Origin of the sequence: Vulcanococcus sp. DEBay_Sum22DG08_74, from assembly GCF_017852955.1 — a bacterium.
In the GTDB taxonomy this organism is placed as follows: Bacteria; Cyanobacteriota; Cyanobacteriia; order PCC-6307; family Cyanobiaceae; genus Vulcanococcus.
Genome location: NZ_JAFMKL010000007.1, coordinates 12,301 through 36,938 on the forward strand (window position 1 = coordinate 12,301; position 24,638 = coordinate 36,938).

General features: G+C 64.8%; 25 protein-coding genes and 1 tRNA gene. 14 read left to right on the plus strand and 12 right to left on the minus strand.

Annotated features, from left to right (window positions below; translation table 11 throughout):
- Position 1: 1 nt before the first annotated feature.
- The 4 genes from murD to QZ184_RS02110 form a co-directional block, all read right to left on the minus strand.
- Complete coding sequence (murD, locus tag QZ184_RS02095) at positions 2–1,381, minus strand: UDP-N-acetylmuramoyl-L-alanine--D-glutamate ligase (protein ID WP_296417941.1); 1,380 nt, start codon at positions 1,379–1,381, stop codon at positions 2–4.
- Positions 1,382–1,411: 30 nt separating this feature from the next.
- Positions 1,412–1,483, minus strand: a tRNA-Val gene (locus tag QZ184_RS02100).
- Between the two features lie 40 nt (positions 1,484–1,523).
- Positions 1,524–2,306 carry a photosystem II S4 domain protein gene (locus QZ184_RS02105; protein WP_296417944.1) on the minus strand — a complete coding sequence of 261 codons (783 nt, stop codon included), beginning with the start codon at positions 2,304–2,306 and terminating at the stop codon, positions 1,524–1,526.
- Between the two features lie 10 nt (positions 2,307–2,316).
- Positions 2,317–2,820 (minus strand): hypothetical protein, encoded by a 504-nt coding sequence (locus tag QZ184_RS02110; protein WP_010315393.1) that lies wholly within the window; start codon positions 2,818–2,820, stop codon positions 2,317–2,319.
- Positions 2,821–2,927: 107 nt separating this feature from the next.
- Between QZ184_RS02110 and serA the strand changes: the two genes are divergently transcribed.
- The 4 genes from serA to QZ184_RS02130 all read left to right on the plus strand — a co-directional run bounded on the left by serA (position 2,928) and on the right by QZ184_RS02130 (position 6,406).
- Positions 2,928–4,514 (plus strand): phosphoglycerate dehydrogenase, encoded by a 1,587-nt coding sequence (serA, locus tag QZ184_RS02115; protein ID WP_296417946.1) that lies wholly within the window; start codon positions 2,928–2,930, stop codon positions 4,512–4,514.
- A 5-nt stretch (positions 4,515–4,519) separates the two neighbouring features.
- Complete coding sequence (gene prmA, locus QZ184_RS02120) at positions 4,520–5,431, plus strand: 50S ribosomal protein L11 methyltransferase (RefSeq protein ID WP_296417948.1); 912 nt, start codon at positions 4,520–4,522, stop codon at positions 5,429–5,431.
- Between the two features lie 179 nt (positions 5,432–5,610).
- Positions 5,611–5,910: a ferredoxin gene (locus QZ184_RS02125; RefSeq protein ID WP_010310832.1), complete on the plus strand. Its 300-nt coding sequence runs from the start codon at positions 5,611–5,613 to the stop codon at positions 5,908–5,910.
- Positions 5,911–6,043: 133 nt separating this feature from the next.
- Positions 6,044–6,406 carry a hypothetical protein gene (locus QZ184_RS02130; RefSeq protein WP_010315399.1) on the plus strand — a complete coding sequence of 121 codons (363 nt, stop codon included), beginning with the start codon at positions 6,044–6,046 and terminating at the stop codon, positions 6,404–6,406.
- Between the two features lie 65 nt (positions 6,407–6,471).
- Here the strand turns inward: QZ184_RS02130 and psbV are convergent, their stop codons facing one another.
- Together psbV and rnz are read right to left on the minus strand one after the other, a co-directional pair.
- Positions 6,472–6,981, minus strand: coding sequence for a photosystem II cytochrome c-550 (gene psbV, locus QZ184_RS02135; RefSeq protein ID WP_010315401.1), 510 nt, complete (start codon positions 6,979–6,981; stop codon positions 6,472–6,474).
- A gap of 106 nt (positions 6,982–7,087) precedes the next feature.
- Positions 7,088–8,038, minus strand: coding sequence for a ribonuclease Z (rnz, locus tag QZ184_RS02140; protein WP_247479876.1), 951 nt, complete (start codon positions 8,036–8,038; stop codon positions 7,088–7,090).
- 102 nt (positions 8,039–8,140) lie between these two features.
- On the opposite strand from rnz, the gene QZ184_RS02145 reads away from it, so the two are divergent.
- Together QZ184_RS02145 and QZ184_RS02150 are read left to right on the plus strand one after the other, a co-directional pair.
- Positions 8,141–9,448 (plus strand): SpoIID/LytB domain-containing protein, encoded by a 1,308-nt coding sequence (locus QZ184_RS02145; protein ID WP_296417953.1) that lies wholly within the window; start codon positions 8,141–8,143, stop codon positions 9,446–9,448.
- An 11-nt stretch (positions 9,449–9,459) separates the two neighbouring features.
- A complete protein-coding gene (locus QZ184_RS02150; protein WP_247477168.1) occupies positions 9,460–10,200 on the plus strand; it encodes a glucosamine-6-phosphate deaminase in 741 nt (246 codons plus the stop codon).
- Here the strand turns inward: QZ184_RS02150 and QZ184_RS02155 are convergent.
- Both QZ184_RS02155 and truB read right to left on the minus strand, forming a co-directional pair.
- On the minus strand, positions 10,193–10,954 hold the full coding sequence (locus QZ184_RS02155) for a YebC/PmpR family DNA-binding transcriptional regulator (protein ID WP_296417955.1): 762 nt from the start codon (positions 10,952–10,954) through the stop codon (positions 10,193–10,195). The genes QZ184_RS02150 and QZ184_RS02155 overlap by 8 nt on opposite strands.
- 18 nt (positions 10,955–10,972) lie before the next feature.
- On the minus strand, positions 10,973–11,848 hold the full coding sequence (gene truB, locus QZ184_RS02160; RefSeq protein ID WP_296417957.1) for a tRNA pseudouridine(55) synthase TruB: 876 nt from the start codon (positions 11,846–11,848) through the stop codon (positions 10,973–10,975).
- A 61-nt stretch (positions 11,849–11,909) separates the two neighbouring features.
- On the opposite strand from truB, the gene QZ184_RS02165 reads away from it, so the two are divergent.
- Both QZ184_RS02165 and QZ184_RS02170 read left to right on the plus strand, forming a co-directional pair.
- Positions 11,910–12,644: a queuosine precursor transporter gene (locus tag QZ184_RS02165; RefSeq protein WP_247477175.1), complete on the plus strand. Its 735-nt coding sequence runs from the start codon at positions 11,910–11,912 to the stop codon at positions 12,642–12,644.
- Between the two features lie 6 nt (positions 12,645–12,650).
- Positions 12,651–13,397: a methyltransferase domain-containing protein gene (locus QZ184_RS02170; RefSeq protein ID WP_010315414.1), complete on the plus strand. Its 747-nt coding sequence runs from the start codon at positions 12,651–12,653 to the stop codon at positions 13,395–13,397.
- A gap of 60 nt (positions 13,398–13,457) precedes the next feature.
- Here the strand turns inward: QZ184_RS02170 and rpmA are convergent, their stop codons facing one another.
- Together rpmA and rplU are read right to left on the minus strand one after the other, a co-directional pair.
- The gene (gene rpmA / locus QZ184_RS02175; RefSeq protein ID WP_010315415.1) at positions 13,458–13,721 is read right to left on the minus strand and encodes a 50S ribosomal protein L27; all 264 of its coding nucleotides are present in this window, start codon (positions 13,719–13,721) and stop codon (positions 13,458–13,460) included.
- Positions 13,722–13,762: 41 nt separating this feature from the next.
- A complete protein-coding gene (rplU, locus tag QZ184_RS02180; protein WP_247477180.1) occupies positions 13,763–14,116 on the minus strand; it encodes a 50S ribosomal protein L21 in 354 nt (117 codons plus the stop codon).
- 143 nt (positions 14,117–14,259) lie between these two features.
- On the opposite strand from rplU, the gene QZ184_RS02185 reads away from it, so the two are divergent.
- The 3 genes from QZ184_RS02185 (at position 14,260) to kaiC (ending at position 17,110) form a co-directional block, all read left to right on the plus strand.
- Positions 14,260–15,105 carry a circadian clock protein KaiA gene (locus QZ184_RS02185; protein WP_296415744.1) on the plus strand — a complete coding sequence of 282 codons (846 nt, stop codon included), beginning with the start codon at positions 14,260–14,262 and terminating at the stop codon, positions 15,103–15,105.
- A gap of 38 nt (positions 15,106–15,143) precedes the next feature.
- A complete protein-coding gene (gene kaiB / locus QZ184_RS02190; protein WP_010315420.1) occupies positions 15,144–15,491 on the plus strand; it encodes a circadian clock protein KaiB in 348 nt (115 codons plus the stop codon).
- Between the two features lie 77 nt (positions 15,492–15,568).
- Positions 15,569–17,110 carry a circadian clock protein KaiC gene (kaiC, locus tag QZ184_RS02195; protein WP_296417960.1) on the plus strand — a complete coding sequence of 514 codons (1,542 nt, stop codon included), beginning with the start codon at positions 15,569–15,571 and terminating at the stop codon, positions 17,108–17,110.
- On the opposite strand, the gene nblS is transcribed toward kaiC, so the two are convergent.
- Together nblS and purD are read right to left on the minus strand one after the other, a co-directional pair.
- Positions 17,107–19,119 (minus strand): two-component system sensor histidine kinase NblS, encoded by a 2,013-nt coding sequence (gene nblS / locus QZ184_RS02200; RefSeq protein ID WP_296417963.1) that lies wholly within the window; start codon positions 19,117–19,119, stop codon positions 17,107–17,109. The genes kaiC and nblS overlap by 4 nt on opposite strands.
- Positions 19,120–19,143: 24 nt before the next feature.
- On the minus strand, positions 19,144–20,436 hold the full coding sequence (gene purD / locus QZ184_RS02205) for a phosphoribosylamine--glycine ligase (RefSeq protein ID WP_296417964.1): 1,293 nt from the start codon (positions 20,434–20,436) through the stop codon (positions 19,144–19,146).
- 79 nt (positions 20,437–20,515) lie between these two features.
- On the opposite strand from purD, the gene QZ184_RS02210 reads away from it, so the two are divergent.
- The 3 genes from QZ184_RS02210 to QZ184_RS02220 are packed head-to-tail and all read left to right on the plus strand — an operon-like array spanning position 20,516 to position 24,620.
- Complete coding sequence (locus tag QZ184_RS02210) at positions 20,516–21,562, plus strand: hypothetical protein (RefSeq protein WP_296417966.1); 1,047 nt, start codon at positions 20,516–20,518, stop codon at positions 21,560–21,562.
- Positions 21,559–22,308: a phosphoribosylaminoimidazolesuccinocarboxamide synthase gene (purC, locus tag QZ184_RS02215; RefSeq protein WP_010315429.1), complete on the plus strand. Its 750-nt coding sequence runs from the start codon at positions 21,559–21,561 to the stop codon at positions 22,306–22,308. Before QZ184_RS02210 ends, purC begins: the two co-directional genes overlap by 4 nt.
- A gap of 50 nt (positions 22,309–22,358) precedes the next feature.
- Positions 22,359–24,620 carry a BamA/TamA family outer membrane protein gene (locus QZ184_RS02220; protein ID WP_296417967.1) on the plus strand — a complete coding sequence of 754 codons (2,262 nt, stop codon included), beginning with the start codon at positions 22,359–22,361 and terminating at the stop codon, positions 24,618–24,620.
- Positions 24,621–24,638: the final 18 nt, after the last annotated feature.

Genomic DNA, 24,638 nt, shown 5'->3' on the forward strand with positions numbered 1-24,638 from the left:
CCTAGAGGCCCTCGGTCAGGGAGCGAAAATGCTCGCCTCGCGCTTCAAAGTCGCGGTATTGATCGAAGCTGGCGCAGGCCGGTGAGAGCAGGACAGCTCGGCAGTGTTCCCGTTGGCTGAGCTGTCGTGCCGCAGCCACCGCTTCAGGGAGCGCGTCGCAGCACTGGATCACGCCGGTGTACCCGCCGGAGAGCAGCAGCTCTTGGAAGTGGGATTGGGCGGCACCGAAGAGCACAACGGCCTTGGCGCTGCGTTGAAGCGCCGCGATCCAGGCGCTGGCATCGCCCTGCTTGGCCTCCCCGCCGGCCAGGGCCACGAGGGGACCTTCGACGGCCCGCAGGGCTACCTCGGCGGCGTCGTAGTTGGTGGCTTTGCTGTCGTTGATCCAGTCGACTCCATCGAGGCTGCGGATCAGCTCGAGCCGGTGGGGGACGCCGGGGAAGGCCCGCAGGGCCGCTTCCATCGCCGAGCCGCTGAGGCCCAGCTCCAATCCCACGGCCAGGGCCATCAGCATGTTCTGGCGGTTATGGGCCCCCGGCATGGCCAGGGCGTTGGCTTGGAGTAGGGCGCCGCTGCGCTGCATGACCTGATTCCCCTCGATCCAAAGCCAGGGGTCGATTCCTTTGGCCAGGGCCGCCTCCCGGGATGCCGCGGTGATCCAGCGGGCGTTCGGCCAGGTGGCGGCGTGCGCGCAGAGGTCAGGGTCATCCCCATTCAGCACTTGGATCGCAGAGCGCTCCAGCAGTCCCCGTTTGATGGCTCTGTAGTTCTCGAGCGTTCCGTGCCGCTCCAGATGATCCGGAGTCAGCGTGGTCCAGAGGCCGATGGCCGGAGCCAGCTCCGGGGCGGATTCGATTTGATAACTGCTCAGTTCCACCACCAGGGCCTGGGGGCGGGTCTGTCCGTCAGAGAAGCGTTCGAGGGCCAACTCCGCGGCGGAGTGGCCGACATTGCCGCACATCGGCGCGTCGATGCCCCCCTGCTCGAGCAGGTGAGCGACCAGATGGGTGACCGTGGTCTTGCCGTTGGTCCCGGTGATGCCAATCCAAGGGGTCGAACCGCTGGCTTCCCAGGCGGTGCTGATCTCACCGTTGGTGGGGATTCCTTGCTGCCGCAGCCAGATCAAGGTCGGGTGATCCCAACGGATGCCCGGGCTGACGATCACCCGTTCACAGTCCCCCAGGAGCGGCTCAAAACTTTCTGGTGCCAGGGGCTTGCCCAGCTCCACCGCGATCCCTTCGCCGCGGAGCTTCTCGGCCTTGCGCTGATGCTCAGCCCCCTGGCCGCTTTCCAGCACCAGAACGTTGGCTCCCCGCCGTGCCAGTAAGCGTGCGGCCCCAAGACCCGATCGGCCCAGCCCGAGAACCACGGTCACTGGCATGGCCTTGATGCTCGGGATCGAGTTAAAAAGTGGGCGATACTGGAATCGAACCAGTGACTCCTACCGTGTCAAGGTAGTGCTCTACCTCTGAGCTAATCGCCCTCAGAAGCCTTTCGGCTTGAGGAACCTAGCAGTCGGTGGATCAGCGTCTTTGCATCACCAGGCGCCAGCGTTCCCGTTTGGTGGGCTGAATCTCGAGGATCTCCAGCTCCCCTCGGCCATCGAGGCGGACCCGGTCGCCCTGCTTGAGCTCTCGGCTGGGGCTGGTGATGACGGACCAATTCACCCGAACGGCCCCCGCCCGGATCCAGTCGGCCATCTTGCTGCGGGACACCCCAAGCCCCGCAGAGGCCACGGCATCCAGGCGCAGTGAGGCTTCGACGCTGCTGAGTTGCTTCGGGGTGCGGCTGGCGGGGAGTTGCAGGGCGCTGACGGCCACGGCCTCAGTGCTGATCTCCACGCTGCGCACCAGAGCTGTTCGTCCCCCCCAGGCCTCTGCGACTTCCTGCCGCAGGATCAGTTGGGCGCCGCGGTCACCCCGCATCCAGATGTCGCCGAGGTCCCCCGCTTGGGCTCCGGCCTGGATCAGGCCTTGGCGCACATCCAAAGGTTCGGCTGGATCAAAGAGGAAGTTCCCCGTGATCACGAGCCCCTGCAGGGGGGCTTCTGGCCTCTCGGCGTCGCTGATCTCCACGCGCCGCAGCAGCAACCTGCGGCGCTCCGCCTGGGGCCAGCCGCCGTCGCTGGAGAGGGTCAGCTCGGTCAGGCTGCCGAGCCGCTCTTGCGCCTCCTCGAGGAGGTCAGCGGCGAGGAAGTCACTCCAAACGGGTTCCCAGGTGCGCAGGGCCTGCTCCGCCAGGCCGATGAGCGCCCCCATGGCCTCGGGGTTGCGACAGCCCTGCAGCAGTTGATCACGGGGCAGCATCGGCGCGCTCCTAGTTGTCGCCGAGCCGCACCACGCTCTGGGGATTGGCCTCCTTGAGCCGGGTCCAGGGCACCTCGACGCCGGTGGCGGTTTCCAGCAGTAGCAGCCAGTTGCCCTCCTCGAGGCGATTGCGCAGGGCGCGGATGCGGTCGTCGCTGTCGGAGCTCACGCTGGCCGCCGCGGCGTAGCTCCCCATCAGGCCTGAGCCCAAACCCAGCAGGCCGCCGATCAGATGGGAGCCCACCTCGCCGGCAAAGGCAAAGGTGTCGAGGTCCGTCATGAAGGTGAAGGTCACGCCGGCGAAGAAACCAAAGGGCATCAGCCAGGTGGCCATCCCTTTTTGGCGCCGTTTGCGGGCGATCGAGGGGTTCAGCTCATCCACCTCGGCCATCGCGGTTTCTCCAGTCCCCACGGCGACGAGACGCACCGGGGCAGGGCTGAGGGAGGCCAACTGTTCCTTGAGTTGGTGCAGTCGCTTTCGCGACGAGAGCACCACCACCACGCTGCTGCCCACGGAGTCACGCTTCAGACCAGCCGATTCTCCATGCTGCGGCCGGCCGTTGTGGCGGCTTCAAGGTCCCTCTCTACACTTCACCTCCGGCCGCTCCACCCCGCCGGGTCATGACGAAGGTTCTGGTATCCGATCCCATCGATCAAACAGGGATCGACATCCTCTCTCAGGTGGCCCAGGTGGATGTGCGAACGGGCCTGCCGCCTGAAGAGCTGAAGTCGATCATTGGCGACTACGACGCCTTGATGATTCGTTCGGGCACCACGGTGACCGCGGACATCATCGAGGCCGCCACCAAGCTGCGGATCATTGGCCGGGCCGGTGTGGGGGTCGACAACGTCGATGTCCCGGCGGCCACCAAGCGCGGCGTGATCGTCGTGAACTCGCCCGAGGGCAACACCATTGCGGCCGCCGAGCATGCCCTGGCACTGATGCTCTCGCTCTCCCGGCACGTGCCCCACGCCCACGGCAGCACCATGGCCGGTGGCTGGGACCGCAAGAAGTACGTCGGAAACGAGCTCTATAAGAAAAAGCTGGGCGTGGTTGGCCTGGGCAAGATCGGCTCCCACGTTGCCCGGGTCGCGAAGGCGATGGGGATGGACGTGATGGCCTACGACCCCTTCGTCTCGGCGGAGCGGGCCCAGCAGATGCAGGTGCGTCTGCAGGAGCTGCCGGCCCTGTTCGCTGAAGCCGATTACGTCAGCCTCCACCTCCCCCGTACCCCGGACACCGAAAACCTGGTGAACGCGGAACTGCTGCGGACGATGAAGCCCACCGCGCGCATCGTGAACTGCGCCCGGGGCGGAATCATCGATGAAGCGGCCCTGGCTGAGGCGGTCGAGAACGGCGTCATTGCCGGTGCAGCATTGGACGTCTACGCCAAGGAGCCCCTGGCCGCCGATAGCCCCCTGCGCAAGGTGAGCGAGCGGCTGATCCTGACCCCCCACCTGGGGGCATCCACCGAAGAGGCCCAGGAGAACGTGGCGGTGGATGTGGCGGAGCAGATCCGCGATGTCCTGCTCGGTCTTCCCGCCCGCAGTGCCGTGAACATCCCCGGCTTGAACGCCGAGGTGATGGAGCGCCTGAAGCCCCACCTGCAGCTGGCCGAGATCCTGGGTCAGTTGGTGAGCCAGCTGGCCGGCGGCCAGATCAGTGAGTTGGAGGTGCGTCTCCAGGGCGAATTCGCCAACCACCCCGCCCAGCCCCTGGTGATTGCCTCCCAGAAGGGCCTGCTCTCCACCGCCCTGGGGGATTCGATCAACTTTGTGAATGCCGGCCTGGAGGCCAAGGAGCGCGGCATCCACGTGGTCGAGGTCAAAGATGACGCCGCCCGCGACTTCGCCGGTGGTTCGCTGCAGCTCACCGCCAAGGGCGCCAACGGCAGCCATGTCGTCACCGGTGCGGTCTTCGCCGATGGCGAGCTGCGGGTGACCACGATCGATGAGTTCCCGGTGAGCGTGACCCCGAGCAAGCACATGCTCTTCACCCGTCACCGCGACATGCCCGGAATCATTGGCCACATCGGCTCGGTCCTGGGCGAGCACAACGTCAACATCGCCTCGATGCAGGTGGGCCGCCGGATCGTGCGCGGTGATGCCGTGATGGTCCTGAGCCTGGATGACCCCCTGCCTGCCGATCTCCTGGCGGGGATCCATGCCATTGAGGGCATTCAGCAGGCGCACCCCGTCACCCTCTGACCCCGATGGCCTTGGCTTGGTGGCGGCTTGAGCTGCTCGCGCTTCCGGAACTCGAGGAATCGCTGACCTGGAAGCTCAACGCCCTGGGGATTCCCAGGGTGGCTCTGCGCCATAGCCCCGACCAGCCCCAGGACCGGAAGTTGGTGGCCTGGCTGCCCGCGTCCGATTGGCCGGAGAGTGAACGGCAGCAGCTGGAGCAGGCCCTGGAGCCCTTGGCCGAGACCTTTGGCTTGACCCTGCCGACCATCCACTGGTTTGAGCAGGACGACGAGGACTGGAGCCTGAGCTGGAAGCAGCACTGGGAACCCGATCCCGTCGGTGAGCGCCTGTTGATCCTTCCCGCCTGGCTGGAGCTGCCCCCCGAGCACGCCCACCGCCAGGTGATCCGGATGGACCCCGGCAGTGCCTTTGGCACCGGCAGCCATCCCACAACAAGGCTCTGCCTCGAGGCGATCGAGCAGCTGGCGGATGAGCGCGGCGGAAGCTTGGGGCCCATTCGTGTGGCTGACCTGGGCTGCGGCAGCGGGATCTTGGGCATTGCCTCCCTGCTCGAGGGCGCCGGCAGCGTGGCTGCAGTCGACACGGACTCCCTGGCGGTGCGCGCCACCCGAGACAACGCCGTGGTGAGTGGGTTTGCCGAGCAGTTCCAGGTGGACCTGGGCTCAATTGAACGCCTGGCGGAGCTGCTGGAGGGGCGTCCTGCTGACCTGCTGCTCTGCAACATCCTGGCCCCGGTGATCGAGGCCCTCTGTCCAGCCTTTGACACCGTTCTGGCCCCCGAGGGCCTGGGCCTGCTCAGTGGACTGCTGGTCAGTCAGGCCCCCCGCTTGCAGCAGGTTCTGGCGGAGCAGGGCTGGAGCGCTGAGCTCAGCGCCCAGCAGAGTCAGTGGGGACTGATGACCATCAGGCGCTCCTGACAAAAATCCGAAACCGTGGCTTGTTGCATAAGTCACGCTGATGTGTGCCCATGCTTCCCATTGGGCTTCGCCTTGAGATCCCCTCGAAACCCCAGGAACTGCCCTTGTCGGATGTAGGAAGGGTCCGTCCTACAGGGCCTGGGTGTTTTGTCCAGGAGCCTGTGAGCCCCATTCCTTTCATGGCTTCCTACAAGGTCACCCTCATCAGCGAGGCAGAGGGCCTCAACAAGACCATCGAGGTTCCCGACGACCAGTACATCCTCGACGCCGCTGAAGAGCAGGGCATCGATCTCCCCTACTCCTGCCGTGCTGGTGCTTGCAGCACCTGCGCCGGCAAGATCACCGCTGGCACCGTCGACCAGTCCGACCAGAGCTTCCTCGACGACGACCAGATCGAAGCTGGCTTCGTTCTGACCTGCGTGGCTTACCCCACCAGCGACTGCACCATCAAGACCCACGCCGAAGAAGAGCTGTACTGAGCTCGACCCGGGGCGTGCCCGTTCACGCCCCGTCTCTTTGTGCTTTCAGAACCACCCCCCGGGGTGGTTTTTTTGTCTTTAGTCCCCGCCTGCCGTTGTGACTGCCTCAGCCTCGGGTTCAACCCTTCCTCAGGTGCAAGAGGTGTATGCGCCAGGTAGCGAGCACACCAGTCCTGGTGCGCAGTACAGCTTTCGGGTGGTTGGCCCCTGCTGCCGGCTGTTTGACCGTGAGGAGCTGCCCTGGCCCTGCTGCCGGCTCTCCTGGCGCAGCAAGGAGCCCAGCTGGCGTCGTGTGGGCAAGCGCTTCGTCCCTGACCTGGCGGCCCGCCGGTGCCCCTCCTATGCGGTGGAGCTGCTGCAGCCGGGTTCCAGGCCCACCCAGACCGTGCTGACGCTTTTCTCCCAGCGCCTCAGTGCGCCCCTGCAGGAGTGGTGGTACAGCAAGCAGCCCACCTCCTGCGATCCCAGCAACCTCACGCCGCCGGAGGCGGCCTGATCTGGGGCATAAAAAAAGCCCCGCCGTGATGGCGGGGCTTTGCAGTCGTTGAGGTTGAAGCGAGATCAGAAGTAGATCTTGCCGCCGCCCCACTGGGGACCAAGCACTTTCGGAGCGGTCAGGATGAAGCCGGCCATCAGGCGCAGGTCTTCGTCGTTCATGTTCCGCATCTGCACGAAGACGTCGCTGCTGCGGATGCTGGGGTGCACGTCGGCAATGCTGTATTCGCCGTCGTAGCTGGTCGGGTCCTTCATGTAGTCGACCAGGGCCTCAACGTTGTCACGGGCCGGGGTGGCCAGGGCCAGGGTCTCGGGGTCGAGGCCAACGTTGTGGTTGGTCTTGGTGATGCCGCCGGCGTGGCAGACGCCGCAGCTGTTGTTGAAGGTCTTACGACCTGCGTTGACTTCCTGCTCGCTGAAGGTCACGGTTGTGCCTGCGGCATCAGCGGGCACGGTGAGCTGCTCAGCAGTCCACTGGGCGGCCTGGGCAGGGCCGGCAAGACCCACCAGCAGAGCCAGGGGCAGAAGCATCAGCCGGGCCAAGGACCGGAGTGCAGAGGAGAAAACAGAGGCCATCGAAAAAGCCGGCGACGTGGCGTTTAAAACGCGCCTGAGTCCTTGTATCACGGCTGGCGGGCCCGCTGGTTGACCGCGGCCAAGGCACTCACGAACTGTTGCAGGCCTAGGGCTCCTGGGCGGCGACCTCGAGGGTTAGGAAATCCTTCGCCAGCAGCGTGTTGGGGAAGATCGCCTGGGCCTCCGCCAAGAGGTCATCTGGGGTGACGGGATTGCCGGGCACGTAGCGCGGGCTGAGGTGGGTCAGGGCGAGCTGCTTGACCCCAGCCGCCAGGGCGGTTTGGGCGGCCATGGTGCTGGTGGAGTGCTGTTTGGCGAAGGCCATTTCGGCCTCGGCATGGGCGAAGGTGCTCTCGTGGATCAGCAGGTCGGCGCCGGCGGCCAGCTCCACGGCCGCTTCGCTGAAGACGGTGTCGGTGCAGTAGACGACGCTGCAACCCGGACGGTCGGGGCCGCAGAGGGCTTCCCCGTTGATGATCCGGCCGTCCTCCAGGGTGACGCTGCGGCCGGCCTTGAGCTCGGCGTAGATCGGCCCAGGGGGGATTCCCAGGGCTTTGGCCTGTTCCACGTCAAAGCGCCCAGGGCGGGGCTTCTGCTCCACCCGGTAGGCGAAGGCCGGCACCCGGTGGATCAGCGCGGTGCAGCGCACGGTGATGTCGTCGTCATCCAGCAGCAGCGCTCCAGTGCGGGCTGCCTCTTTGACCCGATGGCTGCGCAGGGGATAGCCAATGCGCATGGAGGAGGTGCGCATCACCCCCTCGAGGTAGTCCCGCAGGGGATCCGGTCCGTAGAGGTCGATGCCGCTGCAGGTCCCGGCCAGCCCGAGGCTGGCCAGCAGGCCCGGCAGGCCAAAGGTGTGGTCGCCGTGCATGTGGGTGATGAACACCCGACGCAGCTGGCTGACCCGCAGCTCACTGCGCAGGAACTGATGCTGGGTGCCCTCGCCGCAATCAAACAGCCAGATCTCCGCCCGCTGCGGCAGGCGCAGGGCCACCGCTGACACATTGCGGGCTCGCGTAGGGACTCCCGAGCTGGTGCCGAGGAAGGTGACCTGCACGGCCGGTGTTCTCCCCGGTCTCTCTGGATCGATCGTGCCACGGCGGGGCTGGCACGGCTCGCCCGGGCTGGTCACAATGGCCTGCCTTTCCCCTTGGGGTCGATGCCGCGGCGCACCCATCCCCAACTCGCCGCCCTGGTTGCGGGGATCTGCGTGGCGATGGTCGTGGCCCCATTGCGCGCGGCGGAGCCCTGGTTGCGGGTGTTGGTGCTGGAGGCCCCCAGCCTGCGCCTTAGGGCCGCTTCACCCTCGGGTGGCCTGCGGGTCCTGGATGAGCGCGGTCAGCAGCTGGGACTGGAGCCGTCCGGGGCTGAGCTGCGTTTTGAGGCGCAGCGCCAGCAGAAGGAGCTGTGGTTCGAGGCGGTGCCTGAAGCCCAGGGGCCGGATCGTGATCCAGGCCTCTGGCTTGGAGCGCGTCACTACCGCGGCCGCCTGCAGCTGCGGCGTCAGGGGGGCCAGCTGCAGGTGGTCAACCACGTGCCCGTGGAGACCTATCTCCCCAGCGTGGTCGGCAGTGAGATGCCAGCCAGTTGGCCCGAGGCGGCCCTGAAGGCCCAGGCGGTGGCAGCCCGCACCTACGCACTGAAGGCGCGCAAGCCGGCTGCGGCCTTCGACCTCAAGGCCACCGTGGCCAGCCAGGTCTACAAGGGGGTGGAGGCGGAAACCGCCAGCACCTGGGGGGCGGTCAACCAGACCCGCGGTCTGGTCCTGACCTTTGGCGACGCCCTGATTGATGCGGTCTTCCACAGCAGCAGCGGTGGAGCAACCGAGAGCAGCGGGGACCTCTGGACCCGCCATCTGCCCTATCTGGTCAGTGTCCCCGACTTCGACCATGCCTCGCCGGTGCACCAGTGGAGCAAGCCCCTCGATGGGCCCCTGTTGCGCCGGGCGTTCCCCGAGCTCGATCAGGTCCTGGCGATTGAGGTCCTGTCCAGAACCCCCACCGGCCGGGTCAAGCAGGCGCGTGCAGTCGGTCGCGCTGGCCAGCAGGTGCTGCTGAGCGGTGCCCAACTCCGGAGCCGCCTGGGCCTGCGCAGCACCTGGGTTCGCTTTGAGTTGGCCCCGACCAAGACCTCCAGCGTTGAGCCGTTCGGCTTGACGGCCAGTCATGCCCCCCTGGGTTGGCCGGCACCACCGCCGCCGCTGCCGGCCTTCTCCCTGCCCCAGGCCCGTCCACTGCCGGGGGCGGCTGTTCAGCTGGTGGCCGTCGGCCGCGGCTATGGCCACGGCATCGGCATGAGCCAGTGGGGGGCCCTGGCTTTGGCCCAGCGGGGCGAGAGTTTTGAGGCGATCCTGCGCCACTACTACCGCGGCGTGCAGCTGGAGTCCTATGGGGCCCTGGCGCAACGGGCCAGACCTCAGCCAGGCTTAAAGCCGGAGGCATGGCAGGCGATGGCCCCCCGTTTGTGAGCACTCAGCTGATGACCCTGACGCGGGCTGCCGATGGCGGCGCCGTGGCGGAGTTGGTGGCTAGTCGTCTGCTGGAGGCACTGCGCTCCGGGGGCAACCTGGGCCTGGCCACGGGCCGGACGATGCGGCCGGTCTACGGCGCCTTCGTGCGGCAGTGGCGCCAGTTACCCGCCGAGGAGCGTCAGCGGCTCTTGGCGGGATGGTGCAGCTTCAACCTCGATGAATACGTCGGCCTGGGTGCGCAGGACCCGCGCTCCTTTGCCGCGTTTATGCAGGCTCAGCTGGGGGCACCGCTGCAGCTCCCCCCTGGGGCCCTGCGGATTCCCAATGGTCTGGCGGCTGATCCGCAGCAGGAGGCCCGGCGATACCGCCAGGAGCTCCAGGGGGCCGGGGGCATTGGGCTGCAACTGCTGGGCCTCGGCAGCAATGGCCATGTGGGCTTCAACGAGCCCCCCTGCGGCCCAGAGCAGCCCTGCCGGGCCTTGGCCTTGAGCCAGGCCACCCGGGAGCAGAACGCCGCGGACTTCGGCGGAGACCCGGGATCCGTCCCCGATCAAGCCATCACCCTGGGGACGGCTGAGATCCTCGGGGCCCGTTCCCTGCTGTTGGTGGTGACCGGCGCGGCCAAGGCCGAGATCCTGCGGCGCTCCCTGCAGGAGCCGCCCTGCGAGCAGGTTCCCGCCAGTTGGTTGCAGCGCCATCCCCAGTTGGAGGTGGTGGCGGACCCGGAGGCGGCCTCTGCCCTCAGCTGAGGGCCGCGTCCATCAGGGCTTCGTCCGCCTCCAGGTTGGAGGTGACCGTCCGTACGTCGTCCAGCTCTTCGAGGGCATCGAGCAGCTTCAGGCAGCCGGCGAGGGTCTCGGGATCCTCCAGTTGGCAGGGGGTTTGGGCAATCCAACGGTGTTCCCAGCTGCTCACGGGCAGGCCGGCACTGCGCAGGCTGTCCTGCAGCGATTCCAGTTGTTCAAACGTGCCGAGGATGTCTGCGCCGTCGGCATCGATCTCGTAGCTCAGCACCGGCTCCTCAAGGTTGAGCAGCTGCTCCAGCAGGACCTCGTCCTGCAGGCCGGCTTGGCTGAGGCGCACGACGCTGCGGTGCTCGAAGAGGTACCCGACGCAGCCGGTCTCCCCGAGGTTGCCGCCGTTTTTGTTGAAGGCCAGCCGAATCTCCGCCGCCGAGCGGTTGCGGTTGTCCGTGAGCGATTCGATCAGCACCGCCACGCCCCCGGGCCCATAGCCCTCGTAGCGCACCTCTTCAAATTGATCGGCTCCGCTTCCCCCCTGCCCGGAGCCCTTGGCGATGGCCCGCTCGATGTTGGCGTTGGGCACCCGCGCCGCCTTGGCCTTCTCAATGGCGGTGCGCAGTTGGAAATTGCCCGCGGGGTCTGCGCCGGCCCGGGCCGCCACCATGATTTCCCGTCCCAGCCGCGTGAAGACCGCTCCGCGCTTGGCATCCACCACGGCCTTGGTGCGTTTGATTTGGGCCCATCGGCTGTGGCCGGCCATGCGTGATTTCCGAGTGAACTAGCCCGCGGCGTCGAGCACGAGCTTGGGTTGGAGTTGCCCAGGGGAGGCGACCCGGGCCATGCCCGCCAGGTTGCCATCTGGATTCACGACCACAACGGCGTCCTCGAGTGCCCAACTGGGGTCACAGTCCTGCAGGCGCCCGCAGCGCCAGCCCGCGAGCCCCTCCTCGTCCAGCCGGTGTAGGGGGAGGTGGCGCAGGACCTCCAGGGGGTTGAGCAGTGCGGGAGGTTCCCCCTCCAGTTGCTCCAGGGTGACGCTTTGCGCCAGGTCAAAGCCCAGGGCTTGGGTTCGCCGCAGGCGCGCCAGGCTGCCACCGCAGCCCAGGGCCTCGCCGAGGTCTCGGGCCAGGGAGCGGATGTAGGTGCCAGAGCTGCAGTGCACCTCCAGGTCGATCTGCCCTTGGGTTGGATCCCAGCCCAGCAGCTCCAAGCGGTGAATCGTTACCGGGCGGGGAGGCAGCTCAGGGCACTGGCCGGCGCGGGCCAATTTGTAGGCGCGCTCTCCATTGACGTGGACCGCTGAGACCGCCGGAGGTCGCTGTTGAATCGCCCCGCGAAATGGGGCGAGCGCCTCGCCGATGGCCTCTGGGCTGAGGTTGGGCAGGGGGCGCTGCTCCAGGACCTGGCCCTCCAGGTCATCGCTGTCGGTTGTGACCCCCAGTTGGATGACCCCCCGATAGGTCTTGTCGCTCTCCAGATAGGGGAGCAGCCGGGTGGCGGGCCCCAGGGCAATGGGCAGCACGCCGGTGACCGCGGGATCCAACGTTCCTCCATGCCCCACCCGTTTGAGCCCGTAGGCCCTGCGAATCCTTGAGACACAGCTGTGGGAGCTCATCCCTGCGGGCTTGTCCAGTACGAGAAAGCCGCAGGTCAACGCTGGATTGAGGCGAGCACGCCGCAATGGTGCCACCGTGTGGCACAGCTGAGGCCCCCCAATGCCCGTGGATGAGGCGCTGCAACAGCGGCGGGAGCTGGCCTTTCTCGTCCTCTCGGGTCTGTTCCTTGGAACGATGGGGATGTTGAACATCCTTGGCCTGACCCGCTTCCTGCAGCTCGGTCAGATCGGCTCATGGCCGGTGGTGGTGGCGGTTGGAGCCCTCCCCTATCCGGTGACCTTCCTCTGCACGGACCTGATCAGTGAGATCTGGGGCGAGCAGCGGGCCAATCAGTTGGTCTGGGTGGGCTTGCTGTTGAACGGTTGGATCGTCCTGGTGCTCTGGCTCGGCGGTGTGTTGCCGGGTCTGCCGGGGGCCCCGGAGGAGACGTTTTTTGCCGTTCAGGGCTTGGCCTTTGGTGCGATCGGAGCGTCAATGGCGGCCTACATGGCGGCCCAGTTCACCGATGTCCGCCTGTTTCATTTCTGGAAGCGGCGCACCGGTGGTCGGGCGCTTTGGTTGCGCAACAACGGCTCGACCCTGGTCAGCCAGTTGGTGGATACGACGGCGGTGGTGCTGATCAGCCACTACGCCGCCCACGTCCTTCCGGTGCGCGCGGATCTTCCGGTGGCACCTCAACTGCTGAGCTTCATTGCCAGTGGCTACCTGTTCAAGGCCCTGGCGGCCTTACTGGACACCCTGCCCTTCTATTGGCTGACGGCCTGGCTGCGCCGCTGGTTGATGGTTCCCGGGGCTGGGGCGGAGTTGGGACCTGAGCAGCGACCTCTACGGTGATCAGCCATGACCGTCACCGCCGCTCTCTCCCTCGATCACTTTCTCTCCGGGGGATTTGATCTACGCCAGCATCTGGCGTCCCATCTCCAGCTCACGGCAGCGGAGCTGGAGCAGCAGTTGCCGATGGCGACCGAGGCCCTGGCCGCTGCCCACCCTGGGGCCTTTGATCCCGAGCAGGCGGGGAGCTTCTACGAGAACGAGGTGGGCCATGCCCATCTGCTGGAGCTCGCGGCTTGGCACCTGAGCAGTGCGGATTACATCGCGGACACCCTGCGCTTGCAGGCCATGTTTGCCAAGGGGCAGGTCCTCGACTTCGGCGGCGGGATTGGCACCCATGCCCTGGCGGCGGCGGCCCTGCCTGAGGTCGAGTCGGTCTGGTTCGTCGACCTCAACCCCGCCAACCGCGCTTTCGTGACGGAGCGGGCGGAGCGCTTTGGCTTGGCCCACAAGCTGCGTTGTTTCCGCGACCTCGGCGACGCCGCCCTGCCCGAGCGGTTTGACACGGTGGTGTGCCTGGACGTGCTTGAGCACCTCAACGATCCTTCGGCGCAGCTCGAGCAGTTCGCTCAGCGGATGGGACCGGAGGCGATCGCCCTCCTGAATTGGTATTTCTTCCAGGGGTTCAACGGCGAGTATCCCTTCCACTTCGATGATCCGGCCCTGGTGGAGCGCTTCTTCCGCACCCTCCAGGCTCGCTTCCTCGAGGTGTTCCATCCCTATCTGATCACCACCCGCGCCTACCGCCTGGCCTGAGGCCGGGCCACAAAAAAGCCGGCACCTGGGTGCCGGCTCAATCAACCGTGGTGCTGGGCTTCAGCCGAGGGCCACGTTGATGCGCTTGCGGGTGCGCAGACCGCGCTTGATGGTGTCGAAGCTGACCACACCGTCGACCAGGGCGAAGAGGGTGTCGTCAGCACCGCGGCCGACGTTGTTGCCGGGGAGCACAGAGGTGCCGCGCTGGCGGATCAGGATCGAACCGGCGCTGACGGATTCACCGCCGTAGCGCTTCACGCCAAGACGCTTGGCGTTGGAGTCGCGGCCGTTACGGGTTGAGCCGGTGCCTTTCTTGTGGGCCATGGGGGAGGAAGCTCAGGAGTTCAGGTGAAGGATCTGGAGGTTCAGGCCAGTGCTTTGCCGCCGACGCTGATGGACTTGACCATCACGCGGGTGAGCTCCTGACGGTGACCGTTCTTACGGCGGGTCTTCTTCTTAGGGCGCATCTTGTAGACGATGATCTTCTGGCCGCGGCGGTGAGCCATCACCTGCAGCTCAACGGTGGCCCCTTTGACGTAGGGCTGACCCACGTTGGCGGCCTTGCCGTCGTTCACCAGCAGCACGTTCTCGAGGGTGAGGGTGCTGTCGACCTCGGCGTGGATCCGGTTGAGGTCGTAGTAGCGGTTGGGCTGAACCCAGACCTGGGTGCCCGAGGTCTCAACGATGGCGTAGGGGCCGGTTTGCGAATCAGTACTCATGACAGAAGGGGCGTGGTCAGGCTGACGGAAGGACGCCGTCATTGCGGCCTGCCACGGCAATTGGAAGACAAACAACGAGTTTCACCGCTCGAGGGCACTCCCGTCAACACTGAGGTCACTTGCCAGGGCTCCAACTCAGGGCCATGACCCAGCCGGCGCTCACTATTGCTTCGCTGTTGTCGGACCCTCGTCTGGTCAAGGCTGCCACCAGCTGGCTGAAGGGTGAGCGCTACTGCCTGGAGGACCTGGGCTCCCTTCCCGATCCGATCGCTGAATTGCTGCAGCGGCGGGATGCCTTTGATGTGGTGCTGCTGCAGCAGGGTGTCACGCCCCCAGAGGCCCTCCAAGGGTTGCGTCAGCAAGGGGTGCTTCTGCCGGCGGTTGTGGTGGGGGAAGTCAACGGCCGCGTCGATTACCACGAGGCGGAGGTGCATCTGCCCCAGGACCAGCTTGAGCAGGTTGTCTACAGCCTGGATGCTGCGGTTTCGCGCTTCCTGCGCAAGGGACTGTCCGCCCAATCGGAGTCGGGCAGTGAGTCGGCCTCGACACCGCTGTCCTGGCGGCTACCCAATCGACTTCAGGGGCGCCTGGGCTACCTGGGGGTCTTCTACAAGCGGGATCCGTCCCTGTTTTTGCGCAATCTCCCGGAGCCTGACCACGGCGAGTTGCGCCAGTCGTTGCAGCGGGGCTACCGCGACATCCTGATCAGTTACTTCAAGGATCCTGCGGCGGCCAACCAGGCGATCGAGAGCTTTGTCCACAGCGCCTTCTTTTGCGATCTCCCGGTCAACAGCGTTGTTGAGATCCACGTGGATCTGATGGATTCCTTCTGGAAGCAACTGCGGCTTGAAGGCCATAAAAACGATTTTCTTCAGGATTACCGCCTTGCGCTTTTGGATGTGATGGCCCATTTGTGTGAGATGTACCGGCGTTCCATTCCCCCGGATCTCCCCTTGGCGGAACCACCGCCTGGTGAGGCCGTTGGTTAGTTCTTACTCGTTCCATTTGTCTTAAGGAGGTGATTCCGATGAGTCCACGCAAGACCTACATCTTGAAGCTCTATGTGGCGGGAAATACGCCCAACTCGATGCGCGCATTAAAGACCTTGCGGAATATCCTCGATACGGAATTTCAGGGTGTGTATGCCCTGAAAGTGATTGATGTTCTGAAGAATCCTCAGCTCGCTGAAGAAGACAAGATCCTGGCGACGCCCACCCTCGCCAAGATCCTCCCGCCACCGGTGCGTCGAATCATTGGTGATCTCTCAGACCGGGAGAGGGTTTTGATTGGTTTGGATCTCTTGTTTGAGGAGCTCAGCGATGAGGCCTTGTCCGAGTCCTTGTTGGACCAGGATGCGGTGGGTGATCTTGTGTGAAAACCAACGTTTCCTTCACAAGAGTGGCTGCCATAGCCATGAAAACGAACTAGATTTCTGACAGGACCATCCTCCCCATGCAGGACCCCAGCCCACAGTCGAATCACCTCGGCTCGCTCCAGAAGCTGCCGACGGGGATTGAGGGGTTTGACGACGTTTGCCAGGGCGGTCTCCCCATTGGGCGCTCCACCCTGATCAGTGGGACATCGGGCACGGGTAAAACCGTGTTCTCGCTGAACTTTCTCTACAACGGCATTCGTCAGTTTGACGAGCCCGGGATTTTCGTCACCTTTGAAGAGTCGCCGCTCGATATTCTCCGCAATGCGGCCAGCTTTGGCTGGAATCTCCAGGAAATGGTGGAGCAGGACAAGCTGTTCATTTTGGATGCCTCCCCTGATCCGGAAGGGCAAGATGTCGCTGGCAGCTTCGATCTGTCAGGTCTGATCGAGCGAATTAACTACGCGATCCGTAAGTACAAGGCTCGGCGTGTGGCGATCGATTCGATCACGGCCGTTTTTCAGCAGTACGACGCGGTCTCGGTCGTGCGCCGGGAGATCTTCCGCTTGATTGCCCGCCTGAAGGAGATCGGCGTCACCACGGTGATGACCACCGAGCGGATTGATGAATACGGTCCCATCGCCCGCTACGGGGTGGAGGAATTCGTCAGCGACAACGTGGTGATCCTCCGCAATGTCTTGGAGGGGGAGCGCCGCAGGCGGACGGTGGAAATCCTGAAGTTGCGCGGTACCACCCACATGAAAGGGGAGTTCCCCTTCACCATGGGCTCCCACGGCATCAGCATCTTCCCGCTGGGGGCCATGCGCCTGACCCAGCGCAGCTCCAATGTCCGCGTGAGCTCGGGTGTCCCCCGTCTCGATGAGATGTGCGGCGGCGGCTTCTTCAAGGATTCGATCATCCTGGCCACCGGTGCGACAGGGACCGGTAAGACCCTGCTGGTCAGCAAGTTTGTGGAGAACGCCTGCGCCAACAAGGAGCGGGCCATCCTCTTTGCCTATGAGGAATCCCGGGCCCAGCTGCTGCGCAATGCCACCAGTTGGGGGTTGGATTTCGAGGAGATGGAGCGCCAGGGGCTGCTCAAAATTATTTGTGCCTATCCCGAATCAACGGGCCTAGAGGATCACCTCCAAATCATCAAGACCGAAATCAGCCAGTTCAAGCCATCGCGGATGGCGATCGACTCCCTCTCGGCCCTGGCGCGGGGCGTGAGTCATAACGCCTTCCGTCAGTTTGTGATCGGCGTGACCGGTTACGCCAAGCAGGAAGAAATCGCGGGCTTCTTTACGAATACCTCCGAGGAATTCATGGGAAGTCACTCGATTACCGACTCCCATATCTCGACGATTACCGACACGATCCTGCTGCTTCAGTACGTCGAGATCCGTGGTGAGATGGCCCGCGCTCTGAACGTCTTCAAGATGCGTGGTTCCTGGCACGACAAGGGAATCCGTGAATACATCATTACGAGCAACGGCCCTGAAATTAAGGACTCCTTCTCCAACTTCGAGCGGATTATTAGTGGTGTGCCGCACCGCATTGACCACGATGAGCGCAGCGAGCTCTCACGCATCGTGAAGGGGGTTGGCGAGGGCCAGTTCTAGATCCCGTCACCCAAATTGCTGCTGCTTCGCCGTTCGGCCTGCAGGCGCAGTTCCGTGTCGTCAGCGTCTTCGAGGGGCAGGTCAAACCAGAAGGTGGTGCCCACATTGAGTTCGCTCACCATGCGAACGGTGGCCCCGTGCTTCTCCAGGATGCCCCGCACGATGGAAAGCCCCAGACCAGTTCCCACTTCGGTGTGAACAGCGTTCTCGACCCGGTAGAAGCGATCGAAGATCTTCTCCTGGTCTTCGCGGGAGATGCCTGAACCGGTATCGGAGATTTCCACCCGTAGCTTCGGCAGCGGCGCGGTCAGCTCGCAGGCGGGGTTGTCCGGGTTGGCCGCCGTGCTGGGGTCAATTCTGCAGATGTCAGGCCAGGGGTAGGCCCACAGGCTCAGGCGGCCCCCGGCGGCGGTGAACTTCAGGCCGTTGCCCACCAGGTTGTCGAGCACCTGCAGCAGCAGGTCCCAGTTGCCGCGAACCCGGGGCAGCTCGTCGGTGACATGAAGGTCGAGCTCGACGCCTTTTTCCTTGGCGTTCAGCTTGTAATTGCGCAGGGTTTGCTCCATCGCCGGGCCCAGCTCCACCGCTTCCATCGACCAGGCCCGATCGCTCTCCAGTCGGGAGAGATCGAGGACGTCATTGACGAGGCGGGTGAGGCGGTCGGTCTCGGAGTTGGCGATCGCCAGAAAGTCCCTCCGGTCCTCCTCGCTGAGCTGCTCGCCCATGTCGTGGAGGGTCTCGACGTAGCTCTTGATGTTGAAGAGCGGCGTGCGCAGCTCATGGGAGACGTTGCTGATGAAACGGCTCTGGGCGGCGTTGAGTTCCACCTCGCGGGTGAGGTCTTGGACGGTGACGGCGATGCCCTTCAGGGTTTCGCCGCTGGCATCGCGCACGGACTGCAGAACGATGCGCAGGGTGCGCGGTGGTTCGCCAAAGCTGCAGCGCACATCGCTGCTCTCCTTGTCGTTCTCCAGCAGGCTCTCAAGGGGGGTCTGCAACTCGAGGTTCAGTCCCTCGGGCAGTTCGTCCATCAGGCGCGTGCCCTCCAGATTGCGGCCCTCCCAGCGGAACAGGCGCCTGGCGGTGGGGTTAACCAGCACCACCCGCCCTTCGGAATCCAGCAGCAAGGCCCCATCGGCCATGGTCGCGATCAGCGATTGCTGCTTCACCTGGGCGGCGGTGAGCTCTTCGATGTTGGCCTCGTTGTAGGCCTCGAGCTGGGAGGCCATGTCGTTGAAGCCGTCCAGCAGTTCCCCCAGTTCACCGCCAACGGGCAGGGCAATGCGCGCCTCGAAGTCCCCCCCTGCGATGGAGCGCACCCCCCGCAGCAGCTCCTTGACCGGCTGGGTGATGGTCAGGGCGTTGAAGACGGCCCCCAGGATCACCAGGATCCAGATTGAGATGAACACCGCCACCGTCACCTCGCGGCTCAGGGCGGCACTGGCCAGGGCGGCTTCGTTGGGGTTGATCCCCAGGGCCAGCACACCCATGTAGCGCCCATCGGCAACCAGGGGCACGAAGACATCGGTGACCTGACCATCGGGGGTCAGGTGTTGCCGGATCAGTGGGTTCTGCGGACGTTTGGAGAGTTCGGCGGGCAGTTCCAACTTGCGGCTGAGCAGCAGCTCACTGCTGCCGCTGGTGCCGCTGATGGGGATCCCCAGGTAGATGATCCCGTCGGGATCGGCGAAGAAGATGTAGCGAAGGCTGCGGCTGGATTTCCAGAAGCGTTCGGCGACGGCCGCCAGCTCCCGGTCGTTGCCCTGGGCCACCAGCGGAGTGACGTTGGCGGAGAGCAGCAGGCCCAGGTCGCGGGCAAAGCGGGTGTCGCTCATGCGCACATCCGCCTGGATGCCGTTGAGCGCAAAGAAGGTGATGGCCGTCATCACCAGGCTGACCACCAGGGTGGCGGCCGCCAGCAGCTTGGTTTGGAGGCTGAATTCCGCCCACCAGCGCACCAGGCTCTGCCACCAGCGGCGAGGGGCAAGCGGTGTGGAGCTGCTGGTCAAGGTGCTGGGATCGGCGGCGGAAGCTTAGTGGCTGCGGACCTGGTGGCCGATGTCGCGGCGATAGGTCATGCCTTCAAAGTGCACCTGCTGGAGGCCCTCGTAGGCCTTGGCGAAGGCGGCATCAAAGTCGCCTGCTTGGGCCACCATCGCCAGCACCCGGCCCCCGTTGGTGTGGCAGACCCCGGCTTCATCCCGGCGAGTTCCGGCATGGAACAGCTGCAGATCGGCGCCGTTCTCCACGGAGCTCGAGATGGGGTCTCCCTTGCGGATCTCCCCGGGATAGCCCTGGGCTGCGGCAATCACGCAGGCGCTGCACTGCTCGTGAATGGTCAGGGCCGGGGCGGTGTCGAGTTGGCCGGTGGCGCAGGCCAGAAGGACCGCCGCAAACTCCGGCCCCATCAGGGGCATCAGGGTCTCGCATTCGGGGTCCCCGAAGCGGCAGTTGAACTCGATCACGCTCGGACCGGTTTCGGTGAGCATGAGGCCCGCATAGATCACCCCCCGGTAGCTGATCCCCCGGGCCTGTAGGGCCGCCAGGGTGGGATCGAGCACGAGCCGTTTGACCTCCTCGAGACCGGCTTGATCCAGCAGTGGGGCCGGGGCATAGGCCCCCATGCCGCCGGTGTTGGGGCCCACATCCCCTTCGCCAATGCGTTTGTGGTCCTGGGCGGGGGGCAGCAGCACCATGCGCTCGCCGTCACTGAGGGCAAAGACCGAGACCTCGGGGCCGTGGGTGCGCTCCTCCAGCACCAAGGAGGCTTCGCCTCCAAACCGTCCAGCAAAGATCTCTTCAATGGCGGCGCGGGCTTCGTCCACGCTCTCGGCCACGGTCACCCCCTTGCCGGCGGCCAGTCCGTCAGCCTTCACCACCAGGGGCTTGCCCTGGGCGTCGAGGGCACGGAGGGCTTCCTCTTTGCTGTTGGCTTTCCAGTAGCCCGCCGTGGGGATGCCGGCCTCCACCATCAGCGCCTTGGCCCACTGTTTACTGGCCTCCAGCTGGGCGCCGTCCGCTCCAGGGCCGAAGACGGCAAAGCCAGCCTGGCGCAGGCGATCGCCGAGGCCCGCGGCCAGGGGGGCTTCGGGACCCACCACGACCAGGTCAATCGTTTCGTCTTGGCAGGTCTTCAGCAGGGCGTCCTGATCGCCCTCGCTGATGGCCAGCTGGATGCAGCCCTCGAGTTCAGCGGTGCCGCCGTTGCCTGGGGCCACCCAGACCTGCTGGACGCCAGCGCTGCGGGCCAGGGCCCAGGCCAGGGCGTTCTCCCGTCCGCCTCCTCCGACGACCAGCACGTGTTGCGGGGCAGCGGGCGCGGTCATGGAGGGCAGGAGGCGGGTGGTTCGTTCGGTGATCACAGCGGTGAGCTCCCCTAGGTTGTCCCCCAGAAGACCGCTGCCGGTGCCTTTCCTTCTTTACTCGCCGGTGGGGGCGCGCCGGCGGCAGCCGTGGGCTTGGGGCTTGGCGCTGCTTCCCTTGGTGCTGGCTGCGGCCCTGCCCGCCGAGGCCAAGTTGCCCTTCATTGGCGATCTGTTTCGCGGTCAGCCGAAGCCCAAGGTCCAGGGACCCTCGGCCCCAGAACTCGAAGGGAGCACCCCGGAAGCGGAGTTTCAGGAGCTACTGAAAACCGGGGACCTACGGGCCCTCAACCTGGCCTGCCAGGAGGCCGCCAGCTTTGACTTTGTGACCCGTTTGCAGCTGCTCCAGCAGCGGTTGTTGACCGTGGCCCCACCGCCCCAGCCCTTCCCGGTGGTGTTGGTGAATGCCAATGCTCTGCTCAGCTGCCGGGCCCCCGATGCGGCCCTGGAGGTGCTGAACCGTTTTGGTCCGGCTCCCGGTCTCGAGCGCGAGCAGTGGTTGGTGCAGCGCTGGCGCGCCGCCATGGCTGGTCTGCATCACGACTTGGCGGCGCGCCTGTTGGAGCAGTTGACCGCGGCTGATCCCGAGCGCCTGGAGACCCTGGCCCTTCCTGTCCGGGTGAATGAGGACGGCACCGTGCTGACGCGGCCTTCCCTGGATCTCTACGTCGAACACCTGATCGTTCTGGAGCGCCACCAGGAGGCGGCGGCGCTGCTCTTGGCCGGACGACGACCGGGTCAGGTGGCGGCGGAGCGCCTCAGCCAAGCGGTCGCTCTGCTTGCGCAACTGCCCTTGGCCGAACGCGATCAGCTGATGGAGCGCGCCCTGGATCAGGCGGCGGCGGCCCAGGCCTGGGGCCTGGCCATCGCCTTGCTGGAGCAGCAGCGCGTCTTGGTCGAATCCGAGTCCGGCGCGGTGGCGGAGCGCTCCCGCGCCCGCCTGAGCCGTCTGAGCCAGCGCCTGGATGATGCCTACAGCGAGTGGGCGATCACCCGGCAAGATTCAGGACAAAGCGCCAGGGCCGACGCATTGCAGCAGCAGTTGCGTTCCCCCCGCGATCCCGGAGGCCACGCCGCACCGCAACCATGACCGCTTACACCCTCGGATCTCTCCTCTACGAAGGCAAGGCCAAGCGCGTCTTCCAGACCGATCAAACCGATTTGGTGGCGGTTGAGTACAAGGACGACGCCACCGCCTTCAACGCCCTCAAAAAGGCCCAGCTGGCGGGCAAGGGGTTGATGAACTGCCAGATCTCGGCGCGGCTGTTCGAGTTGCTCGAGCGGGAGGGGATCGCCACCCACTACCTCTCCCTGCAGGAACCCAACTGGATGTTGGTGAAGCCGGTTCAGATCGTTCCGGTGGAAGTGGTGGTGCGCAACATCGCCTTTGGCTCGCTGTGCAAACAGATGCCGATCGAGCCCGGCACCCCCTTGGATCCGCCGCTGCTGGATCTCTATTACAAGGACGACGCCTACGGCGATCCCCTGCTGACCGATGCGCGACTGGAGCGTCTGGGGGTGCTGACGGCACCCCAGCGCCAGGAATTGGAGCGTCTGGCCATGGCCGTCAACGCGGTGCTGCGTCGCTTTTTTGCCGAGATCGCCCTGGAGCTGGTGGACTTCAAGATCGAACTGGGTTTCACCACCGACGGTCAGCTGGTGGTGGCCGATGAAATCAGTCCCGATACCTGCCGTCTCTGGGACAGGAACGTCAGCGGCGATGCCCAGGAGCGGATCTTGGACAAAGATCGCTTCCGTCAGGATCTCGGCGGTGTGGTCGAGGCCTACGGGGAGGTTCTCAAACGGGTCCAAGCCGCCTGTCCAGAACCCCGCTGAGCCAAGTAGGTTCGGCGGAATTTGCGGTTCGCCGCTCCAGTCCCCGTTCCATGGCTGCAACCCGCAACGGCAAGAACCACGCATGGAGCCTGGGGCTGGCACTGACGTTGCCCCTGGTCGCTGGGGTTGGCCCGGTCTGGGCCCAGGACAAGAGTCCGGAACCAGAGGACCCTGCACCGGTAGATCAGCCTGCGTCTGAGACCCCCAGTTCCAGACCATCACTTGCCCCCAGCACCAGTGATTCCTTGGCGCCAGCGGCTCCCGCTGAGCCCCAGGTGCTGATCAGTGAGGTGGTGGTCCAGGGGGCTGAGGGGCATCCGGAGCAGGAGCGGATGGAGATCGCGGTGTACGACGCGATGGCCACCCGCCCCGGCAGTCGTGTCACCCGCGCTCAATTGCAGACGGATCTGTCCGCGATCTACGCCAGCGGTTGGTTCTCCGACGTCCGCATTCAGCCCGTCGATAGCCCCCTGGGCGTCCGGCTCGTGGTCACGGTCGTGCCGAACCCGGTGCTCACCAAGGTGGACCTTGAGGGCGTTAGCGAGACCACCAAGCTTCCGGACAACCTCATCCCTGACATCTTTGCCGCGGACTACGGCAAGACCCTGAATCTCAACGCCCTGCAGGCCCGCATCGCTGAGCTGCAGAAGTGGTACGCCGATCAGGGCTATTCCCTCGCTCGGGTCACCGGTCCAACCCGCGTCAGCCCCGCGGGTGTGGTGCAGCTGCTGGTGCGTGAGGGCACCGTGGCGGGCGTCGAAGTGCAGTTCCTCAATAAGGAGGGCGACAGCACCAACGACAAGGGCCAGCCGATCCGCGGCAAAACCAAGACCTGGGTGGTCACCCGAGAGATTTCGATCAAGGCCGGCGACACCTTCAACCGCCGCCAACTGGAAGACGACATCAAGCGTCTCTATGGCACCGGTCTCTTCGGCGATGTGAAGGTGACCCTGCGCCCGGTCGCGGGTGAGCCCGGTGCCGTCACCATCGTCCTGGGTGTGGTGGAGCAGTCCACCGGCTCCCTCTCGGGCGGTATCGGCTACAGCCAGAGCCAGGGCATCTTTGGTCAGATCCAGCTTCAGGACAGCAACCTCTTCGGTCGCGCCTGGGATTTGGCCCTGAACGTCACCTATGGCCAGTTCGGCGGATTAGCAGACCTGTCCTTCACTGACCCCTGGATCAAGGGTGACAAGTACCGCACCGCCTTCCGCACCAAGCTTTTCCTGAGCCGGGAAGTTCCCCAGGTATTCCAAAGCCAGCAAAACGGCAACTTCTACACCGTCTCGGATGTTTCTCAAGGCTTTTTCAGTGCCCCCAGTACTGCGATCGCTTATCAGAGCAACTCCACCGTCTTGACCGGTCCCTATGCCTCGGTGACAGCAGCTAAGGCTGCAAATCCTCAGCTCGGCGACAACAACAACTGGTTCCAGTTGGATGGCAATGCCGTCGCGATTCAGCGGATCGGCGGCACGGCGTCTTTGGCTCGACCATTGAACGGCGGTGATCCGTTCAAAAAAGCACCGTGGAGTGTGGTCGTTGGCCTGAATGCCCAGCAGGTGAAGCCAATCAACTTTGCAGGGGATGCCATGCCCTATGCCGTTGCCTCCAACAACTTCACTGCTAACGGAACAACCACCGTCAACAATGTGATTTGCGTTGCGTACAACTGCGAAAACGGCGCAACGACAAACCAATTGGTTGGTCTGAGGGTTGCCGCCTCGATGAACACGCTGAATGATCCTCGAAATCCAACCAGTGGCAATTTCTTGAGCGTTGGTTCTGAGCAGTTTTTCTCCGTTGGGCAGGATTCACCCACGTTCAACCGCCTCAGGGCCACTGGAACCCACTACATCCCGGTGAACTGGTTGAAGTTCTATAAAGGCTGCCGCCCCAAGCCCGGGCAGAAGGAAGATTGCAAACAGGCCCTCGCTTTTCAGGTTTCTGTAGGAACAAACCTGGGCAACATGCCCGTCTATGAGGCCTTCTGCTTGGGTGGCTCAAACTCCGTACGCGGTTACTACGACTGTGATCTCGGCGTCGGTAAGAGCTTTGGTGAAGCCACGATTGAATATCGATTCCCCATCTTCAGCATCATTAGCGGGGAGGTTTTCATCGACGCCGGCACCACCTTTGGCAGTCAGGCTGATGTTCCGGGCAACCCAGGATCTCTGTTGGAGAAGCCTGGACAAGGTGTTTCTCCTGGTCTTGGCGTAATCGTGACCACGCCCGTCGGTCCCCTCCGTTTGGAGGTTGCCAGCCAGGACTTCACTGACGAATACCGTTTCAACCTCGGTGTGGGTTGGAAGTTCTGAGGCGGCTCCTGTGACCCT

Excerpts from the sequence above, each read along its gene's own strand:
- murD (WP_296417941.1), bottom strand. The coding sequence starts at position 1,381 with ATGCCAGTGACCGTGGTTCTCGGGCTGGGCCGATCGGGTCTTGGGGCC.
- QZ184_RS02105 (WP_296417944.1), bottom strand. The coding sequence starts at position 2,306 with ATGCTGCCCCGTGATCAACTGCTGCAGGGCTGTCGCAACCCCGAGGCC.
- serA (WP_296417946.1), top strand. The coding sequence starts at position 2,928 with ATGACGAAGGTTCTGGTATCCGATCCCATCGATCAAACAGGGATCGAC.
- prmA (WP_296417948.1), top strand. The coding sequence starts at position 4,520 with ATGGCCTTGGCTTGGTGGCGGCTTGAGCTGCTCGCGCTTCCGGAACTC.
- QZ184_RS02125 (WP_010310832.1), top strand. The coding sequence starts at position 5,611 with ATGGCTTCCTACAAGGTCACCCTCATCAGCGAGGCAGAGGGCCTCAAC.
- psbV (WP_010315401.1), bottom strand. The coding sequence starts at position 6,981 with ATGGCCTCTGTTTTCTCCTCTGCACTCCGGTCCTTGGCCCGGCTGATG.
- QZ184_RS02145 (WP_296417953.1), top strand. The coding sequence starts at position 8,141 with ATGCCGCGGCGCACCCATCCCCAACTCGCCGCCCTGGTTGCGGGGATC.
- QZ184_RS02150 (WP_247477168.1), top strand. The coding sequence starts at position 9,460 with ATGACCCTGACGCGGGCTGCCGATGGCGGCGCCGTGGCGGAGTTGGTG.
- QZ184_RS02155 (WP_296417955.1), bottom strand. The coding sequence starts at position 10,954 with ATGGCCGGCCACAGCCGATGGGCCCAAATCAAACGCACCAAGGCCGTG.
- QZ184_RS02165 (WP_247477175.1), top strand. The coding sequence starts at position 11,910 with ATGCCCGTGGATGAGGCGCTGCAACAGCGGCGGGAGCTGGCCTTTCTC.
- QZ184_RS02170 (WP_010315414.1), top strand. The coding sequence starts at position 12,651 with ATGACCGTCACCGCCGCTCTCTCCCTCGATCACTTTCTCTCCGGGGGA.
- rpmA (WP_010315415.1), bottom strand. The coding sequence starts at position 13,721 with ATGGCCCACAAGAAAGGCACCGGCTCAACCCGTAACGGCCGCGACTCC.
- rplU (WP_247477180.1), bottom strand. The coding sequence starts at position 14,116 with ATGAGTACTGATTCGCAAACCGGCCCCTACGCCATCGTTGAGACCTCG.
- QZ184_RS02185 (WP_296415744.1), top strand. The coding sequence starts at position 14,260 with ATGACCCAGCCGGCGCTCACTATTGCTTCGCTGTTGTCGGACCCTCGT.
- kaiB (WP_010315420.1), top strand. The coding sequence starts at position 15,144 with ATGAGTCCACGCAAGACCTACATCTTGAAGCTCTATGTGGCGGGAAAT.
- kaiC (WP_296417960.1), top strand. The coding sequence starts at position 15,569 with ATGCAGGACCCCAGCCCACAGTCGAATCACCTCGGCTCGCTCCAGAAG.
- purD (WP_296417964.1), bottom strand. The coding sequence starts at position 20,436 with ATGACCGCGCCCGCTGCCCCGCAACACGTGCTGGTCGTCGGAGGAGGC.
- purC (WP_010315429.1), top strand. The coding sequence starts at position 21,559 with ATGACCGCTTACACCCTCGGATCTCTCCTCTACGAAGGCAAGGCCAAG.
- QZ184_RS02220 (WP_296417967.1), top strand. The coding sequence starts at position 22,359 with ATGGCTGCAACCCGCAACGGCAAGAACCACGCATGGAGCCTGGGGCTG.